Genomic DNA, 14460 nt, shown 5'->3' on the forward strand with positions numbered 1-14460 from the left:
CCTCCACCATCGGGAACCACGACGTTCCCGTACCGGAAAGTAACGTAGCCTGGGTCACGCGGTATGGCAAGAACATGTTCTCCATCACGGCCGACAACCACCAGCCGCCACACCGGCCCCCACGCGGCACTGCGAGAATTGGCAGCGTGAACGCCCCCGAGCTCGACGACGACGGCCGCAGGTACCGGGGCGCGGCGCCCGGGCAGCGTCAACAGGAACGACGCGCCCGGCTGATCGAGGCCGCCACCGAGGCGTTCGGCACCGAGGGCTACCGTGCCACCACGGTCACCACGATCTGCGGCACGGCCGGGGTCGGCAAGCGGTATTTCTACGAATCCTTCACCGACAGTGAGGATCTCCTGCTCGAGGTGTACCGGGAAGTCACCGCGCGCATGCTCGAGGCCATCCACGTCGGGATGGGTGATGTCGAAGCCGATCTCGACACCCGGGTGCGGGTGGCCCTCACGGCCTACTTCCAGCTCATCGCCGACGATCCGCGGGTCCCACGGATCGCCTTCTTCGAGATCCTCGGGGTGAGTCCCGCCGTCGACCACGCCTATCACGACGTCCTCGACGCGCTGGTCGACATCTGCCTTGCCCTGATCACCCCGCATCTGGACCTGACCGAACACCCCTCCGTCAGCGTGCGGATGCTGATGCTCGGGCTGGTCGGCGCGATCTTGATCATCGCCCAGAAATGGGTGCTCTCCGGCTACCGGGAACCGCTGACCGAGGTCGTCGACAGCGCCTGCCTGGTGGTGGGTGCCGTGCTGACCCGCATCGGTTCGACCGGCGAACCGGGCTAACCGATCCCGTCGACGAACTCGGCGAACCGCTCGGCGATCCGATCCGGGTACTCGCCGTTGATCGCGTGCGAGGCCTGCGGCCACACCTCCACCTGGGCGCCCGGGATCAGGCGGGCGGTGGCGGCGGCCCGGTCGGCGTCGTGGACGATGCTGCGGCCGGCGAGCAGGGCGAGCGTCGGCACGGTGATCGCACGCAACTGGTCCTCGGTGGGGCGTGGCAGCAGCGGCTGGGCGCCCCGGTAGTACTTCATCCCGGCGGCGATGAGCTGGCCTTCCGGCGCCGAATCGGCCTGTGCGCCACCGGATATCCAGCTCAGCAGCCGGTTGCGGACCGCCGCGGGCATGCCCGGTACGACGCTGCCCAGCGAGACGACGATCATCTTCCAGCTCAGCCGCGCGAAAGTGTTGGCCGGATCGAGCAGGGTGATCGAGGCGAGGCGATCGGGGCGGTGCAGTGCGGTCTGCACGGCCAGGTTCGCGCCGATGCTGACACCGAGCAGATGGGCGCGCGGCAGACCGAGTCCCGCGAGGGTTTCGTCGACCCAGGTCGCCTGATCGGCGCCGTCGGTCAGTTCGCGGACCTGGGTGCTGGCGCCCGGCTCACCGATACTGTCCACCGACCAGACCGTGTGTCGCGCCGCCAGCCCCGGCAGATTGCCCCGCCACATCGGCGTGCAGGCCTGGCGACCGGACAGCAGCACCACCGGCGTGTCACCGCCGGGGCCGAACCGGTAGGCGCGCACCGGCCCGAACGAGGTCGGAACGGCGGCCATCGCATCGGGTCTCGGCAACAACGCCAGTCCCGCGCGGTAGGTCTCGGCGAAGTGGTCGAAGCCGGATCGGCTGGTGAAGTAGCCGATCTTGCCCGCCGGGCGGCCGATCATCGGTTCCAGGAACAACTCGTCCGCGGGCATGCCGCCGAGGGTAGTCCTTCGCGGCGCACGGCCTGCGTACGCTCGGGCCGTGACGCCCGAACTCCGGCACATCCGCTATCTGGCCGCCGTCGCCGAGCACGGCAGTTTCACCCGCGCGGCCGAGGAACTGCACGTGTCCCAGCCGACGCTGTCGCACCAGGTCAAGCAGCTCGAACGCGCGGTGGGCGCGGTCCTGCTCGACCGTGCGGGCCGCACCGTTCGGCTCACCGACGCCGGGGCGGCCTACCTCGCGCACGCGCGCCGCGCCCTCGACGAGATCGCCGCGGCGCAGCGGTCCGTGCACGATGTCACCGATCTCAGTCGCGGCGTGCTCCGCTTCGCCGCGCCCCCCACCTTCACCCCGTATCTCGTCGGCCCGCTCATCGCGCGCTTCCGCGAGCGCTACCCGGGCATCACGGTCGAGTTCGGCGAATCCGCCCAGGACACCATCGAATCCGGCCTGCTCGACGACCGCGTCGACCTCGGCATCGGCTTCGCCCCGCCCCGCCTGCCCGGCATCACCGCCGAGGCGCTCTACGACGAGACCCTCGCCGCAGTACTCGGCGCCGCTGCGTATCCGTCACCACCCGCCGCGCTGTCCCCACAGGACCTGGCCACCCACGACCTGGCCCTGCTCAACCCGTCCTTCGCCACCCGTCACCACGTCGACACCTATCTCGACGAACACGGCGTGACCCCACGAATCGCCCTACAGCTCGACTCGATCCAGGTACTCCTCGAAGCGGTCTCGGAATCGGACCTGCTCACCATCCTTCCCGAGGCAGTCACCGACACTCACCCCCAGCTCCTGCGAGTGCCGTTGCAGCCCAGCATGTCTCGTCGCACAGTCACCCTGCTCCACGCCACCGACTCCCACCGCAGCGCCGCCGCAACAGCTTTCACCGAACTGGTGCGAGCCGAGCATCGCCGTCGCGACACCCGGTAGGCGACCCGACGAGCAGCAAGGTCACCGGCGCAGCAGCGCGACGATGGCGTCCTGGCCGAGGCGTTCGGCGTTCTGCAGGGCGGTGCGGCCGTTCGCGTCGCGGATCTGGGGGTCGGCGCCCGCGTCGAGGAGGGCCTGCACCGTCTCCTGGTAGGGCCGGGAGCCGTCGCCGTAGACGATCGCTTCCTGGAGGGCGGTCCATTGCGGGGTGTTGACGTGGTTGACGTCCACCCCGGCGGCGATCAGCATGCGCACGGTGCTCACGTGGGCGTGTTCGCTGGCGGGGATGAGGGCGGTGCCGCCGAATCGGTTGACGCTGCGCAGGTCCGCGCCGTGGCGCAGGGTGGCTTCGAGGATCTCGTCGAAGCCCTCGGCCCCTGCGTAGAGGTAGGCCGAGTCCTGGATGTCGTCCTTGGCGTTGACGTCGGCGCCCGCCTCGATGAGAGCCAGCGCGGCTTCGGTCGCGCGGTTCTTGGTGGCGGCGACCAGTGGCGTGCGGCCGTCGTCGCCGCGTGATTCCAGGTCGGCTCCACGGGCGATCAGGTCCTGGACGCGGGTGATGTCGTTGTCGGTGGCGGCGGTGAACAGCTCGCCGTCGAGGCTGTGGTCCAGCTGCCGTGGGGTCTGGGCCGCGGGGCCCTGCGCGCCGTCGGCAGCGGGGGCACGAGACGTGACAGGCGCCTCGGTCGCGGTCGGGTCCTGCGACGCCCCGGTCGCCGGGTCCTGCGATGCCGCGGAGGTTTGGGGAGCCTCGGCGGATTCCGGGTCGGCGGAGCAGGCACCCATCGCGAGTACCGCGAGCACGAGCACGGCGGCGCGGGCACCACGAACGGTCGGTCGAGCCGGATTCATACAGATCTCCTCTTGGTCACCATCCACCGTGCCCACCGAGGCGAGCACCGTCCAGGACGCAGTGCCGATCACCGCGATCGACACCATCTATGCCCGACCCGGTTGACCGCCGCGCCTCCCGGGGTAACCCTGAAATATGACTACTCACGAGAACCAGCAACTCGACGAGGTCATCGAACGGTTGACCATCCGGTACCCGACCATCGCCCCCGCCGAGATCGCCGACATCGTCCGCCACACCTACGCCCACTTCGAGAAGGTGCACGTCCGCGACTTCGTTCCCCTGCTCGTCGAACACCACGTCCGCGACGAACTCGGCACCCCGACAGGCGAGATCCCACCCATCCCGGACTGATCCACCGGGCGGCCCCGCTAGCGTTGAGCGCAGACCACGCCAACCCACAGGAGGTCCGCATGCCCGACACCGTCCGCGGAGTCATCGCCCGAGCCAAGGATGCCCCGGTCGAAACCGTCGACATCGTGATCCCCGATCCGGGACCGCACGATGTGGTGGTCCGCGTCCAGGCCTGCGGGGTCTGCCACACCGACCTGCACTATCGCGAGGGCGGGATCAACGACGAGTTCCCGTTCCTGCTCGGCCACGAGGCCGCCGGTGTGGTCGAGTCGGTCGGTTCCGCCGTCACCCATGTGGCCACCGGCGATTTCGTCGTGCTCAACTGGCGCGCGGTCTGCGGCGAGTGCCGCGCCTGTCGCCGTGGTCGCCCCTGGTACTGCTTCGACACCCACAACGCCAGCACCCCGATGACGCTCACCGACGGCACCCCGCTCACCCCTGCCCTCGGCGTCGGCGCCTTCGCCGACAAGACGCTCGTGCACGAGAAGCAGTGCACCAGGGTCGCTCCCGACACCGATCCCGCCGTGGCCGGCCTGCTCGGCTGCGGTGTGATGGCCGGGATCGGCGCGGCGGTCAACACCGGCGCGGTCTCGCGCGGGGACAGCGTCGCGGTGATCGGCTGCGGTGGAGTCGGTGACGCCGCCATCGCGGGCGCGGCCCTCGCCGGCGCGGGCACGATCATCGCGATCGACCGTGATCCGCGAAAGCTGGAGTGGGCCAAGGACTTCGGCGCCACCCACACGATCAATGCCACCGTCGAGGACGTGGTCGAGCGGATCAAGGAGCTCACCGGCGACTTCGGCGCCGATGTGGTGATCGACGCGGTCGGCCGTCCCGAGACCTGGAAGCAGGCCTTCTACGGCCGCGATCTCGCCGGCACCGTCGTTCTGGTCGGCGTCCCGACCCCGGACATGACCCTCGACATGCCGCTGATCGACCTGTTCTCCCACGGCGGCTCGCTGAAGTCCTCCTGGTACGGCGACTGCCTGCCCGAACGCGACTTCCCGACGCTGATCGACCTCTACCGGCAGGGCCGGCTGCCATTGGACCGGTTCGTCACCGAGCGCATCGGCATCGACGAGGTCGAGCAGTCCTTCGCCGCCATGGGCGAGGGCAAGGTGCTGCGCTCGGTGGTGGTGTGGTGAGCCCGCGCATCGAACGCGTCGTCACCTCGGGCACCTTCAGCCTCGACGGGGGCACCTGGGACGTCGACAACAATGTCTGGCTGATCGGTGACGACGCCGAGGTACTCGTCGTCGACGCCGCCCACGACGCCGACGCCATCGCCGCGGCCGTCGGCAACCGCACGGTCACCGCGATCCTGTGCACCCACGGCCACAACGACCACGTCACCGTCGCCCCCGCCCTCGCCGACCGCTTCGACGCCCCCATCCTGCTGCACCCCGGCGACGAGCCCCTGTGGCGGATGACCCACCCCGACACCGACTACCGCTCCCTCGCCGACACCACCCGAATCACGGTGGCGGGCACCGACATCGACCTCATCCACACCCCCGGCCACTCCCCCGGCTCGGTCTCCCTGCACATCCCCGACCTGTCGGCCCTGCTCACCGGCGACACCCTCTTCGCGGGCGGCCCCGGCGCCACCGGCCGCTCCTTCTCCGATTTCGACACCATCATCGACTCCATCCGCGACCGCCTCTTCGCCCTCCCCGACGACACCGTCGTCCACACCGGCCACGGCGACACCACCACCATCGGCACCGAACGCCCCGCCCTGGCCGACTGGATCGCCCGCGGTCACTGAGCTGGACGGTTGATCACCACGCTCTGGTGGCGGCATCGCCCGAGAGCCGAACGCCACCAGAGCGTGATGATCTTGGTCAACCCTTGCGGCGCAGGAGGGCGGTCACGAGGGAGCCGGTGTCGAGGGCTCGGGCGTTGCGTTCGGGGGTCCACTGGCTGTTGGTGGTGACGACCATCGACTCGGGGCGGGGGTTGCCCAGGCAGTGGGGGGCGAGGGCGCGGAAGAACTCGTCGGGGTCGAAGACGGCTTCGGGCGGGTGGACGCCGGGTTGTCTCGGGTTGAGGAGGGTGCCGACCGCCAACGGGATTCCGGTGGCCTCGGCCATGTTCAGGCCGGGGAACTGGCCCAGTGCGCAGCCGATGGTGGCGGGTTCGCCGTCGAGGGTTCCGGTGGCGGTCGCGAACAGCGGCGGCAGGGCACCGTTGTCGAGCGCCGCGAGCGGGGAGCCGGGCAGCAGGTTCTCGACGACCGCGGCGACCGACGCGGCGCGGGCACGGGAGAGGAATCCAGAGCGCACGGCCGTGCCGAGCGCGGTGAGCGGGCCGATGACATGGGGCGGGGCGACCGCGAGATTCACGCAGTCGACGAGGTGGGGGTAGGTGTGGAACAGGGTCACGGGTTCGGGATGACCGAACGTCCAGCCGGTCCCCGAGCCGATCCCCGGGTAGTCGATGGTCGTCTTCGCCAGCGGCTTCTCACGCACCTGCTCGTTGCCGCGAATCACCGGGATCGGCGTGCTCACCTGCTCGATGCCGTGCACGATCGCCGCGCTCGGCTGCCAGGACCGCTGGGCGGGCTGAGCCATCAACAGGTTCCAGCCGGTGACCACGCCCTCGGCCCGGTCGAGTCCGCTGATCGCCTGGCGGGCAAGCAGATTCGCGACACCGGGACTGGCGCCCATGCCGATCACCGCGGTGACCCCGTTGGCCACGGCCTGCTCGTGCATGGCGAGCATGGTCGCGGTCGGTGCCGGGTCGTCACAGACATCGACGTAGTCGCGCCCGGCCTCGATGACGGCGGACAGGATGCCGGGCCCGAACCGGAAGTACGGGCCGACGGTGTTGACCACGATGTCGTGCTCGCGGACCAGCGCCACCAACCGGTCGTGGTCGGTGACGTCGATCTGCCGCGCCACCGCCCCGAGTTCCCCGGCGACCGCCCGCGCGTTGGACTCGGACAGGTCGGCGATCACCACCTGCTCGACGTCCTCGTGCGCGACGAGCATCCGCGCCGCCGCCCGGCCGATCTCGCCGGCCCCACCCAGTACCAGTACGCGCATCGACGACTCCTATTCCTCTGACACCCCACGTCAACTTCCTGTAACCAAAGGTTACATACAAGTGCAGCGGCGGGGGCTCGGTACGCAACCAAGGAAGTCGCCGATAGTCCCCCACCACAGCATCTTTCGTCGCCACCGACGACACCGGCGCAGCCACCTGATCGGCTACTCAACCACCGTGCCGGCCAACAGGTTTCGCCAGGTAGCCCCGGCGGAATGAGTGGCCGGTGTGGGATCGTGACAGGAGCCGGCCGTGGCGGGACGTCCGGCAGGGAGGCGTCATGGTCGCGTACGGACCGCTACTGACCCACACCCGGATCCGGTGGTGGCTGCTCGCGACGGTCGCCACCCGCCTCGCGGTGTGCACGGTGCCGCTCGCGGTGGTCTTCGCCGCGAAGGCCCACACCGGCTCCTACGCGTGGGGTGCCGTCCTCGCGGGCGCCTATGCCGCGGGCGAGGCCATCGGCGCACCGGTGATGGGCGCACGGTTCCAACGTCGCCCGCTGCGAAGGGAACTCGCGCTGGTCAGCGTCGTCGAGGCGGTGGCGCTGGTCGGGGTGGTGCGCGCCCTGTCGATGGGTCTGCCGGTGGTCGCCGCGCTCCTCGCGGCCGTGGGCGGCGGGGTCGCCAGCGGCACGTTCGGTGGACTACGGACCCTGCTGGTCAACACCGTCCCCGAGTCGGGCCACAGCGCGTTGGCGCTCGACACGATCGTGAACCAGGTGTGCCAGGTCGCCGGTCCGGCGCTGGCCGCCGCCGTGGCAGTGTCGTGGACGCCGGACGCGCCGCTGCTGATCGTCAGCGGTGGCCTGCTGTTCGCGGTGGCGGCGGCCGCCAGGCTGCCCGATACGCTCGCCGCCGAGGACAGCGGTTCACCACCCGCGGAGAAGGTCCCGACCATGACCATCGTGGGGTTGATCTGGCCCGCGCTGGTCGTGGTGACGGTGATCCTGATGATCGAAGCCGTGCTCGAGGTGACCCTGCCGAGCATCCTGGAACAACGCGACGGTCCGCCGCTGTGGGCCGGGCTGGCGCTCTCGGGCCTGGCGGTCGCCAGCATCGCGGGCAGTTTCACCTACGGCCTACGGCGCTGGCCCGGTCACCCGGAGACGCACACGCTGATCTTCGCCGGCCTGTTCACCGTCGTCGCGGTCGCCACCGGTCTCGCGCACTCTCCCGCTGCCACAGTCGCTCTGGTCGCGCTGGCCGGTCTGTTCCAAGCGCCCGCGAACACGGCCCGCGGGCTGGCGGTCATGGACGCGCTGCCCCCTCACGCCTGGTCGGTCGGCTTCTCGCTGCTCTACTCCTGTGGCGCAGTCGGTTTCACCCTCGCGAGCGCCGTGGCCGCGCTGTTCCTCGTCACCGACAGTGCCGCGATCATGCTGATCGTTCTCGGCACAGCGGGTTTCGTGATCTTCGCCGGGATCGGCTGGTGGGAGGGCGCCGCTCGCCGCCGGAGTCGGCCCACCTGAACTCAGGCGGACACCCCTCGCCCGCCGAGCATGCGCAGGCAGACCCGCAGGAAGCGCCACAGGCCGGGCATGGTGCCGCGGCGGGCCAGGACGGTGGTGACGGTGCTCGTCTCCGACGCGGGCAGCGGGCGGCCGGCGAAGCGGTCGTCGAGCCAGTCGAACATCAGCGGCGCGGCGAACACCGCCAGGGTGATGTGCTCGCTGAGACGATCCCGCAGGTAGGTGACATGCGCGCCCGCGGTCCGGTAGCGCTGCACCTGGCCGTCCACATCGTCCACCGAGATCAGCGGATCGGCGACGCTCTGCACGACGAGCATCGGCATGCTCGGGGTGTGCAGGCCCAGCTGCAGGCTCCGCATGAGCTCCACGATCTCCGGTTCGGCCAGCACATCGGCCAGCGGCTTGGTGGTCATGGTGTCCCAGTCCATCCGTGGGGCGCGCAGCACCGCGCCGACGGTGGTCCGTTCGGTCAGATCCGTCAGGCGCCGCGCCGCGTCCGGGGTGGCGTCGCTGAGGGCGGCATCGAGGGCGGGCGAGACGCGGCGCAATCCGGCCACGACCATGCCGGGCAGGCCGGAGAACACCGAGCCGTTGAGCCGGAGGAACGTCGAGGCGGGGTCGCCGACCGGTGATCCGGCCGCCGCGCCGACGATGGTCAGCTCCGGCGCGTACGTGCTCGCCATCTCGGCGGTCCACGAGGTGGCCATGCCGCCGCCGGAGTAGCCGAACAGCCCGACCGGTGTGGCCGGGTCGAGGCCGAGTTCGTCGAAACCCAGGGTGGCCCTGATCCCGTCGAGCGAGCGATACCCCGGTTCGCGCGGCGCCCCGAACACCCCGAGCATCCCCTCGTGATCGGGCACGGCCACGATCCAGCCCCGGTCGAGCGCGGCCCCGATCAGGAAGATCTCGAACTGCGGCACCGCACCGAGGGCACGCGCCCCCTGCCGTAACGCGTAGGAGGGAAAGCACTGCGAGGACACCGCGTCGATGGCGCACTGAAAGCTGAGCACCCGCTCGGGACGGACGACGCCGCCCTCGGGCACCAGCACGGTGACCACCGTCGTGTCGGGCCGATCGTCGAGATCGGTGGTGCGGTAGAGCAGTTGCCACGCGGTGAACGACTGCCGGACCAGGCCGAAGGCCGCGATGGTGACCGGTCGGGTGTGCAGAATCGCGCCGGGTGCCGTCGACTCCCAGCCGCGCGGCGGGGTGTGGAACGGGTCGTCCTCGGGACGGCGCGGTTGGCCGGGGTGGCCGAACCGCAGCGGCTCCACCGGCGCGGAGTCATCGAAGACGTCGGCGTTGACGGTCATCTCGGGTCCTTCCTGACCGGAACCGCCCTCGGCCCCGGTGTCCGATCACAGCCGCGCGGGCGCCTGCGCGCCGAATTCCACACGGCTGCACCGCATCCCTTCCGGAACGCGGCGGTTCCTGTCACTGTACGAGGATCCGCGTGGGGACGCTCGTCGCTCAGACCGCCACCGGCAGCTCGACCGGATCGCCGGCTTCCGCGCCCGCCCCGCGAACCACCGCGGTCAGCAGACCGAGCAGCACGAACTGATCACGCGGCAGCGAGAGCGCTTCCGGCGCCCAGTTGTGCACGAACCCGACCGCGAGCCCCGAGGCCGGATCCACCCAGCCACCGGATCCGGCAAACCCGATGTGCCCGAACGCATTCGGCGCACCGAGCACCGGCCACGAGTGATAGCCGAGCCGCCAGCCCATCGGCAACAGCAGATTCCGGTCGGGCAGCACCGACTGCAACCGCGCCATCGCGCGCACCCGGCCCCGCGAGAGCAACGGCGACTCGGTGGCGATCGTGTTGTAGACCGCGGCCAGCGAGCGCGCGGTGAACACGCCGTTCGCCCCGGGCAGTTCACCGCGCAGGATGGCGGGCTCGCTGCCGAGTGCCAGCCGATCGATGCCCTCGGTGTAGATCGAGCGCAGGAAACCCGCGCCGGGCACCGGCGTGCGGGCTGCCAGCCGAATCATCATGTCGGCCTGGGGAATTCCGAGCGGAGTCGTCGACCCGTGGGTTCCCGCGACCGTCGTGGCCGACCCCGGTCCCGGCGTTCCGAGATGCAGTCCATCGATACCGAGCGGTTCGGCCAATTCCGTCCGATACAGCTCGCCCATGCTCTTGCCGGTCACCGCCCTGGCAATCCCGGCGATGAGCGTGCCGTAGGAAATCGCGTGATAGGCCGGAAAGCCACGGAACCGATCCGGCGCCGCCGCGGCGAGCCGCTCCTCGATCAGCTGATGATCAGCGAGCTCGTCGGCATTGCGCGCGAACACCCCGATCCGCGACAGCCCCGCCCGATGACTCATCGCCTCCGCGACAGTGATGCCGGCCTTCCCATTGGCCCCGAACTCCGGCCAGTACTCCGCCACCGGCGCCCGATAGTCCACGAGCCCCCGCCCGGCCAGCACATGCAACACCGTCGAGGTCACACCCTTGGACGTCGAATACGACAAGGCCCCCGTGTTCTCCCCCCACGCCACCTCCCCCGCCGCGTCCGCACACCCGGTCCACACATCGACAACCCGCCGACCGTGCAGGTAAACCGCCAGCGCACCCCCACCACGCCCACCCTCGAACAACCGCCCGAACCGCTCGACAGCATCCTTGAACTGGGGCGCGGCACTACCGCGGATCGCGGTGTGCGACAGCACCGGACGAGACGATGCTCCACGCATAAGAACCTCACATGTCACCATTGACAAACCGCCCCCGGACCACACGATCCGAAAACAGTCGGAATATTCACGTTACCGGAGTTGAACAGGTATTTCGAGAGCCATTACCGCTCACACCTTGTTCCGCAGATTCCGCATACCAACTCCTCGATGAGCGACTGCCGCAACCATAGTTACCAGTCAACTGACATACAAGTCATACGACTGGTAATTTTCCCGGATTGCTACCATGCGCTGGTGAAACCGCACCGACGGCAGGCCGACCGCCGCGCAGCCACCGTCACCGCGCTGCTCGACGCGACGATCGACAGCCTGGTCGAAGTGGGGTACGCGGGAACCTCGACGCGCGCGGTCGCCGAACGCGCCGGCGTGAGCCAGGGCGCCCAGCAGCACTACTTCCGTACCAAGGCCGATCTGGTCGACGCCGCCATGATCCGCCTGGTCGAACAGCTGGTCGCCGACGCGAACGCCGAACCCATCGACGCCGACGACGAAGTCGAGCGCGCCGCCGCCCTCCTCGACCGCGTCTGGGAGATCCACAACCTCCCCATCACCCCCGCGGTCTTCGAGCTGTTCAACGTCGCCCGCACCGACCCGGAGATCGCCGTCCAGGTCAACAGTGCCCTCACCCAGGGCATGCACGCGATCCGCGCAATCGCCCACACCATGCTTCCCACCTTCGCCGCCCACCCCGACTTCGACGACACCCTCGACATCATCCTGGCCACCGTCCGCGGCACCGCCATCATCGCCGCCATCCCCGGCGCCGAACCCCTCCACCAACCCTGGCCAAAACTGAAACAACACCTCTTGGCCCAGGTCGTCACCGGCGCCACCGTCTGATCGCCAGCAGGCGTCGTCGAAATCGATTGCGGCCGACCCGATTCAGCACATGGTGCGAACGAACACCCGAACATGCTCCCGGTCGGGCGAATGCAAGACGACCCACCTCGCCGGAGTCAGCGACGACTCGCTGAAGTGCGCATTCTCCGAATCCTCCTGCAGCACCTCACCGAGGCCGGACTCGCTCCAGAACGTCGCCTTCCATGCGCTGGGAACCCCTGGACGAAAAGTACCGAATCCCGATTGGGCCGAAAACTCTTCGACATCTGCCGTCGGGATGTCCGCAACCACCTCGATCAGCCTGTCACCACCGAAATACAGATCACCCTTACTGAAGACAGCCTCCGCAGTATTCGGGAACAGCACACCACCGCACGACCGCATCTCTTCCATCGCGTCGGCACCAGATACCGAGGTACAGCCGGCGCTCAGCGCGACCGCCGCAAGGACCGAACAGAGGGCGGCGGGCGAGAGGAAGCCCACCGATGCCTCGGTCACTTCTCCCAGACCGGGATCGGTGGTAGCCCCTGCTCGGCGCGTGCCCGATCGGTAAGTTCCTGGATGAGCGTTGTCTTGGCGCGTGCATAGTCTTGCGGTGGGATGCCATCGGCGACGATTCGCCGTTTCAGCTCGGCATAGCGAGCGGCGTCTCGGGGGTGTTCACGCAGGTAGTCGCGCAGGAGTCGCTGATTTCGATGCGGCCAACTCGCGAGGTCGACGACATGCAGGATATGGGTGCGAGCACCCGCGTGAGTCCGGATGTACAACGCCCTGTCGTTCATGCCGTTGCGGTGACGGTGGTACCCCAAGGTGGCGAGTTCGGTCTCTCGCAGTTGCACTTCGAACAGATCGACGGCTGCGGCCATGAGGTCGATGACAGGTTTCGCCGCCAAACCAGGCACCGCGGTCGAACCGATGTGTTCGACCTCGCTCACCACGTCAGGCCACAGGACGCGCAGCTCCGAAATCGCCTCTGCCGCAACCACAGGCCAAGACGGGTCGTAGTCGACGACACCGACACGCTCACTGGACACCACCCGACCATCATGACGAACACCCCCGACACACACCATGAGCACGAACTGCTGCGGTGGCTCCCGCGAGGGTGGGAAGATCAAGTCGGCAGCCAGGGAAGGATCACCATGGTCTACATGCCCCCGATGGACGCGATGTTCCTGGCGATGGAGTCGCGTGAGCATCCGATGCATGTCGGTGGGCTGGCGCTGTTCGAGAAGACCGATGGTGCCGAGGATTTCGCGCGGTCGCTGTACGAGGACCTGGTGCGCGGCGATGGCACGGTGGCGCCGGTGTTCCGGCGGCGGCCGGGGCGTTCGCTCGGGGCGTTCTCCCTACTGCAGTGGGACCTCGACGACGATGTCGAACTCGACTTCCACGTGCGGCTGCTGTCGCTGCCCGCGCCCGGACGCGTGCGGGAGCTGCTCGAACTCGTGTCGATGCTGCACGGTTCGCTGCTGGACCGGCACCGGCCGCTGTGGGAGGTGTACGTGATCGAGGGGCTGGCCGATGGACGCGTGGCCATGTACGCCAAGACACATCACGCGCTGATGGACGGCGTCGCGGCTGTGCGGACCTGGCAGCGCACTTTGGCATCGGATTCGGTGGCCCGTGACTGTCGACCACCGTGGCGGGCGGAAAGGCAACGCAGGCAGCAGAAGTCGACGGGATTGTCCGATCTGACCGGCGCGGTGCGGTCGATCTCGCGGACCGTCGGTTCGGTGCCGGAGGCGATCTCGGGAACGCTCGAGCTCACTCGGCGAGCGCCGGGCCCACTGCCGTTTCGCGCGCCGCACACCATGTTCAACGTGCCGATCAGCGGCGGCCGGCGGTTCGCCGCGCAGTCGTGGCCGCTGGCTCGGTTGCGGGCTGTCACGGCGACGACCGGCGTCACGTTGAACGATCTGGTCCTCGCCATGTGCGCTGGTGCTCTGCGCCGATATCTGCTGGCCGAGGACGTGCTGCCCGAGCGCCCGCTGATCGCGATGGTCCCGGTGTCGCTGCGCGGGTCCGAGACGGGGTCCGCCGAGGGCGGCAATTCGGTCGGCGCGGCACTGTGTGATCTCGGCACCGACGAACCCGACCCGCACACCCGCCTGGCGCGCATCCGCGAGTCGATGGTCCGAACGAAATCGACCATGTCCCGGCTGACTCCGCTGCAGGTGCTGGGTCTGTCGGCGGTGAACGTGGCCGGTCTGGCGTTGCCGTCGCTGCCCTGGCGGCACGACAACGGCCGACCACCGTTCAACATCGTCATCTCGAATGTCCCCGGCGACGAGAAGCCGAAGTACTGGAACGGCGTCCGGCTCGAAGCCTTCTACCCCGCGTCGATCCCGCTCGACGGCCAAGCCGTCAACATCACCACCATCAGCTCCGGTGGCGCCATGCACTTCGGCATCGTCGGCTGCCGCCGCGCCGTCCCCCACCTGCAGCGTCTCCTCCTCGGGCTGGAGGAATCCCTGGCCGAACTCGAACAGCTCGCTTGACGCAGGGCCGCGTCCGCCGGTTCGGCC

15 protein-coding genes are annotated in these 14460 nt (G+C 69.2%); 8 read left to right on the forward strand and 7 right to left on the reverse strand.

The features are described 5' to 3' along the window. Window positions 1–146 precede the first annotated feature (146 nt). Window positions 147–806: a TetR/AcrR family transcriptional regulator gene (locus ACFVVM_RS24525; RefSeq protein WP_387622493.1), complete on the forward strand. Its 660-nt coding sequence runs from the start codon at window positions 147–149 to the stop codon at window positions 804–806. Here ACFVVM_RS24525 and ACFVVM_RS24530 read toward each other — a convergent pair. Further along, a complete protein-coding gene (locus ACFVVM_RS24530; protein WP_387622496.1) occupies window positions 803–1720 on the reverse strand; it encodes an alpha/beta fold hydrolase in 918 nt (305 codons plus the stop codon). The genes ACFVVM_RS24525 and ACFVVM_RS24530 overlap by 4 nt on opposite strands. Before the next feature lie 49 nt (window positions 1721–1769). On the opposite strand from ACFVVM_RS24530, the gene cynR reads away from it, so the two are divergent. Further along, entirely contained in the window at window positions 1770–2666 is an 897-nt protein-coding gene (gene cynR / locus ACFVVM_RS24535; RefSeq protein ID WP_387622499.1) for a transcriptional regulator CynR, read from the forward strand. A gap of 21 nt (window positions 2667–2687) precedes the next feature. Here cynR and ACFVVM_RS24540 read toward each other — a convergent pair whose 3' ends face one another. Further along, a complete protein-coding gene (locus tag ACFVVM_RS24540; protein ID WP_387622502.1) occupies window positions 2688–3605 on the reverse strand; it encodes an ankyrin repeat domain-containing protein in 918 nt (305 codons plus the stop codon). Window positions 3606–3654: 49 nt separating this feature from the next. Between ACFVVM_RS24540 and ACFVVM_RS24545 the strand changes: the two genes are divergently transcribed. The 3 genes from ACFVVM_RS24545 to ACFVVM_RS24555 are packed head-to-tail and all read left to right on the forward strand — an operon-like array spanning window position 3655 to window position 5641. Beyond that, window positions 3655–3873 (forward strand): three-helix bundle dimerization domain-containing protein, encoded by a 219-nt coding sequence (locus ACFVVM_RS24545; RefSeq protein WP_387622503.1) that lies wholly within the window; start codon window positions 3655–3657, stop codon window positions 3871–3873. Between the two features lie 59 nt (window positions 3874–3932). Further along, a complete protein-coding gene (locus tag ACFVVM_RS24550) occupies window positions 3933–5018 on the forward strand; it encodes an S-(hydroxymethyl)mycothiol dehydrogenase (RefSeq protein ID WP_387622506.1) in 1086 nt (361 codons plus the stop codon). Then, the gene (locus ACFVVM_RS24555) at window positions 5015–5641 is read left to right on the forward strand and encodes an MBL fold metallo-hydrolase (protein WP_387622509.1); all 627 of its coding nucleotides are present in this window, start codon (window positions 5015–5017) and stop codon (window positions 5639–5641) included. The genes ACFVVM_RS24550 and ACFVVM_RS24555 overlap by 4 nt, the downstream gene beginning before the upstream one ends. Window positions 5642–5717: 76 nt before the next feature. Here ACFVVM_RS24555 and ACFVVM_RS24560 read toward each other — a convergent pair whose 3' ends face one another. Next, window positions 5718–6920: a saccharopine dehydrogenase family protein gene (locus tag ACFVVM_RS24560; RefSeq protein WP_387622511.1), complete on the reverse strand. Its 1203-nt coding sequence runs from the start codon at window positions 6918–6920 to the stop codon at window positions 5718–5720. Window positions 6921–7201: 281 nt separating this feature from the next. On the opposite strand from ACFVVM_RS24560, the gene ACFVVM_RS24565 reads away from it, so the two are divergent. After that, window positions 7202–8392, forward strand: coding sequence for a hypothetical protein (locus tag ACFVVM_RS24565; RefSeq protein WP_387622513.1), 1191 nt, complete (start codon window positions 7202–7204; stop codon window positions 8390–8392). A 2-nt stretch (window positions 8393–8394) separates the two neighbouring features. On the opposite strand, the gene ACFVVM_RS24570 is transcribed toward ACFVVM_RS24565, so the two are convergent. Both ACFVVM_RS24570 and ACFVVM_RS24575 read right to left on the reverse strand, forming a co-directional pair. Continuing rightward, complete coding sequence (locus ACFVVM_RS24570; RefSeq protein ID WP_387622516.1) at window positions 8395–9705, reverse strand: lipase family protein; 1311 nt, start codon at window positions 9703–9705, stop codon at window positions 8395–8397. 157 nt (window positions 9706–9862) lie between these two features. Next, window positions 9863–11065, reverse strand: a complete 1203-nt coding sequence (locus tag ACFVVM_RS24575) for a serine hydrolase domain-containing protein (protein WP_387622518.1) — start codon at window positions 11063–11065, stop codon at window positions 9863–9865. Between the two features lie 261 nt (window positions 11066–11326). Here ACFVVM_RS24575 and ACFVVM_RS24580 point away from each other — a divergent pair, with 261 nt between their 5' ends. Continuing rightward, on the forward strand, window positions 11327–11932 hold the full coding sequence (locus ACFVVM_RS24580; protein WP_387622521.1) for a TetR/AcrR family transcriptional regulator: 606 nt from the start codon (window positions 11327–11329) through the stop codon (window positions 11930–11932). 42 nt (window positions 11933–11974) lie between these two features. On the opposite strand, the gene ACFVVM_RS24585 is transcribed toward ACFVVM_RS24580, so the two are convergent. Together ACFVVM_RS24585 and ACFVVM_RS24590 are read right to left on the reverse strand one after the other, a co-directional pair. After that, window positions 11975–12430, reverse strand: a complete 456-nt coding sequence (locus ACFVVM_RS24585; protein WP_387622524.1) for a hypothetical protein — start codon at window positions 12428–12430, stop codon at window positions 11975–11977. Next, window positions 12427–12969: a GrpB family protein gene (locus ACFVVM_RS24590; RefSeq protein WP_387622526.1), complete on the reverse strand. Its 543-nt coding sequence runs from the start codon at window positions 12967–12969 to the stop codon at window positions 12427–12429. The genes ACFVVM_RS24585 and ACFVVM_RS24590 overlap by 4 nt, the downstream gene beginning before the upstream one ends. Before the next feature lie 105 nt (window positions 12970–13074). Here ACFVVM_RS24590 and ACFVVM_RS24595 point away from each other — a divergent pair, with 105 nt between their 5' ends. Continuing rightward, entirely contained in the window at window positions 13075–14433 is a 1359-nt protein-coding gene (locus tag ACFVVM_RS24595; RefSeq protein ID WP_387622529.1) for a wax ester/triacylglycerol synthase family O-acyltransferase, read from the forward strand. Window positions 14434–14460: the final 27 nt, after the last annotated feature.

Origin of the sequence: Nocardia sp. NPDC058176, assembly GCF_042883805.1 — a bacterium.
Classification (GTDB): domain Bacteria; phylum Actinomycetota; class Actinomycetes; order Mycobacteriales; family Mycobacteriaceae; genus Nocardia.

Bases quoted from the DNA above. Each gene is read 5' to 3' on its own strand.
- ACFVVM_RS24565 (WP_387622513.1), top strand. From the start codon at position 7,202: ATGGTCGCGTACGGACCGCTACTGACCCACACCCGGATCCGGTGGTGG.
- ACFVVM_RS24545 (WP_387622503.1), top strand. From the start codon at position 3,655: ATGACTACTCACGAGAACCAGCAACTCGACGAGGTCATCGAACGGTTG.
- ACFVVM_RS24550 (WP_387622506.1), top strand. From the start codon at position 3,933: ATGCCCGACACCGTCCGCGGAGTCATCGCCCGAGCCAAGGATGCCCCG.
- ACFVVM_RS24595 (WP_387622529.1), top strand. From the start codon at position 13,075: ATGGTCTACATGCCCCCGATGGACGCGATGTTCCTGGCGATGGAGTCG.
- ACFVVM_RS24530 (WP_387622496.1), bottom strand. From the start codon at position 1,720: ATGCCCGCGGACGAGTTGTTCCTGGAACCGATGATCGGCCGCCCGGCG.
- ACFVVM_RS24560 (WP_387622511.1), bottom strand. From the start codon at position 6,920: ATGCGCGTACTGGTACTGGGTGGGGCCGGCGAGATCGGCCGGGCGGCG.
- ACFVVM_RS24540 (WP_387622502.1), bottom strand. From the start codon at position 3,605: ATGGTGTCGATCGCGGTGATCGGCACTGCGTCCTGGACGGTGCTCGCC.
- ACFVVM_RS24570 (WP_387622516.1), bottom strand. From the start codon at position 9,705: ATGACCGTCAACGCCGACGTCTTCGATGACTCCGCGCCGGTGGAGCCG.